This is a genomic window from Microbacterium sp. ISL-103 (assembly GCF_018613995.1).
In the GTDB taxonomy this organism is placed as follows: Bacteria; Actinomycetota; Actinomycetes; order Actinomycetales; family Microbacteriaceae; genus Microbacterium.
Genome location: NZ_JAGGPD010000564.1, coordinates 1 through 1,775 on the forward strand (window position 1 = coordinate 1; position 1,775 = coordinate 1,775).

Annotated in this window: 2 protein-coding genes and 1 pseudogene; 2 read left to right on the top strand and 1 reads right to left on the bottom strand. The window is 67.2% G+C overall.

Features of this window, described 5'->3' with window-relative positions:
- Together J7E68_RS17870 and J7E68_RS17875 are read left to right on the top strand one after the other, a co-directional pair.
- Positions 1-275, top strand: a pseudogene (locus J7E68_RS17870) (MerR family transcriptional regulator); the annotation flags it as partial.
- A 99-nt stretch (positions 276-374) separates the two neighbouring features.
- On the top strand, positions 375-920 hold the full coding sequence (locus tag J7E68_RS17875) for a MerR family transcriptional regulator (RefSeq protein WP_215174874.1): 546 nt from the start codon (positions 375-377) through the stop codon (positions 918-920).
- Between the two features lie 81 nt (positions 921-1,001).
- Here J7E68_RS17875 and J7E68_RS17880 read toward each other — a convergent pair.
- Positions 1,002-1,775 (bottom strand): ParA family protein (locus J7E68_RS17880; protein WP_251049121.1); only part of this gene is annotated, 774 nt, incomplete at its 5' end.

Consider the following 1,775-nt stretch of genomic DNA (forward strand, 5'->3'; position numbering starts at 1 on the left):
CCGCACAGGAGAACTACTCCGGGGCGACCGTCACGCTGCTGCGCGGACTCGTCGCCCTCGATCGGCACGGCATCGAGCCGCGCCACCTTCGTTCTCTGCGCCAGGGCGCCGATCGAGAGGTCGCGCTGATCGAGTCCGCGATGTCTGCGCTGCTGCGTCGGACGGATGCCGCGTCGAGGGCGAAGGCCAGCGAGATGGCTCCGACTCTGGCGGCGAAGATCGACGAAGTGCGCTCGCTCTTCGTCAAAGACGCTCTCACGCGGCTGCTTTCGTAACGAACTGATTGCGACACACCTTCGGTGTCGCACGGATGTCATTGCCGGTGCCCGAGGGCTGCTCTAGCGTGGAGGTAACAGCTCCAGGGAGGAATTCAGATGAATGCGGATGAGCGTGCAGGCGACCCGCGGTTCTCGACCGAACTCCTCTTCACCGACGGTCTGCCGGCGATGGACGACGAGGTCGGCTATCGAGGGGCTGTCGCGGCGCGAGCTGCCGGCATCACCTACCGCCAGCTGGACTACTGGGCCCGTACCGAGCTCGTAGAGCCCACGGTGCGCGGTGCCAGCGGCTCAGGATCGCAGCGTCTCTACGGCTTTCGCGACATCCTGGTGCTGAAGCTCGTCAAGAGCCTGCTCGACACCGGCATCTCACTGCAGCAGATCCGCACCGCGGTCGATGAGCTGCGTCGCGCCGGCATCCGCGATCTCGCAGGGACCACCCTCATGAGTGATGGCGCCTCCGTCTACCTCTGCACGTCGAACGACGAGGTCATCGACCTGGTGAGCCGCGGTCAGGGCGTGTTCGGCATCGCCGTCGGCAAGGTGCTCCGCGAGGTCGAGTCGACTCTGGTCGCATTCGACGCCACGGCTCCGGACCCGGTGGACGAGCTGTCGGCTCGTCGCACCAAGCGATCCGCCTGAGCATTCGCGACCCCGCGTCGCGCACGTAACAAGAAACGGCCACCCTCGCGAGAGGATGGCCGTTCTGCTGTGTGCTGCCGTTCAGGCCTGAGCGTCAGCGACCTGGATGCGTCCGGTGCGGATGATCCGGTCGAGGAGCTGGTCGAAGTCGGACGCGAGTTCCTGGGCCGAATCGCCGGGCCAGATGTGCAGCGGCTTCGCCGCACCCTGAGCCTGCTGCAACGACGTGCGCTCGGGCAGCTGAGGGGAGAGCACGAGCGGGCCGAACATGTCGCGCAGCTCCTTGATGCGGAACTGGTGCTCGATCGACTGCGGGCGCACGCGGTTGACGACGATGCCGAGCGGCTGCAGGCGGGGGGAGAGACCGCGACGGATCTCCTCGATCGCACGCAGTGCGCGGTCGGCGGCCGCGACGGAGAACAGCCCGGGCTCGGTGACCACCATCACCCGGTCGCTCGCCGCCCACGCCGTGCGGGTGAGGGCGTTCAGCGAGGGAGCGCAGTCGATCAGCACGAGGTCGTAATCGGCCTCGACCGCTGCCAGAGCCTCTTCGAGCTTCCACACGTCCCGGACGCTCGGGTGCGGACCGTCGAAGTTGATCGCGGACGGGCTGCCGATGAGCACGTCGATGGTTCCGGGGTGCACCTTCGCCCAACCGCTGGAGGTGATCGCCTGACGGACCACCTTCTCTTTGGGGTTGGCCAGGACATCGGCGATGTTGAGCCGACCAGCCACCTGGATGTCCATGCCCGTGGACACATCGGACTGAGGGTCGAGGTCGACGACGAGCGTCCGGACACCACGGGCGAAGGCCGCTGAGGCCAAGCCGAGGGGCACGGTCGTCTTGCCGACGCC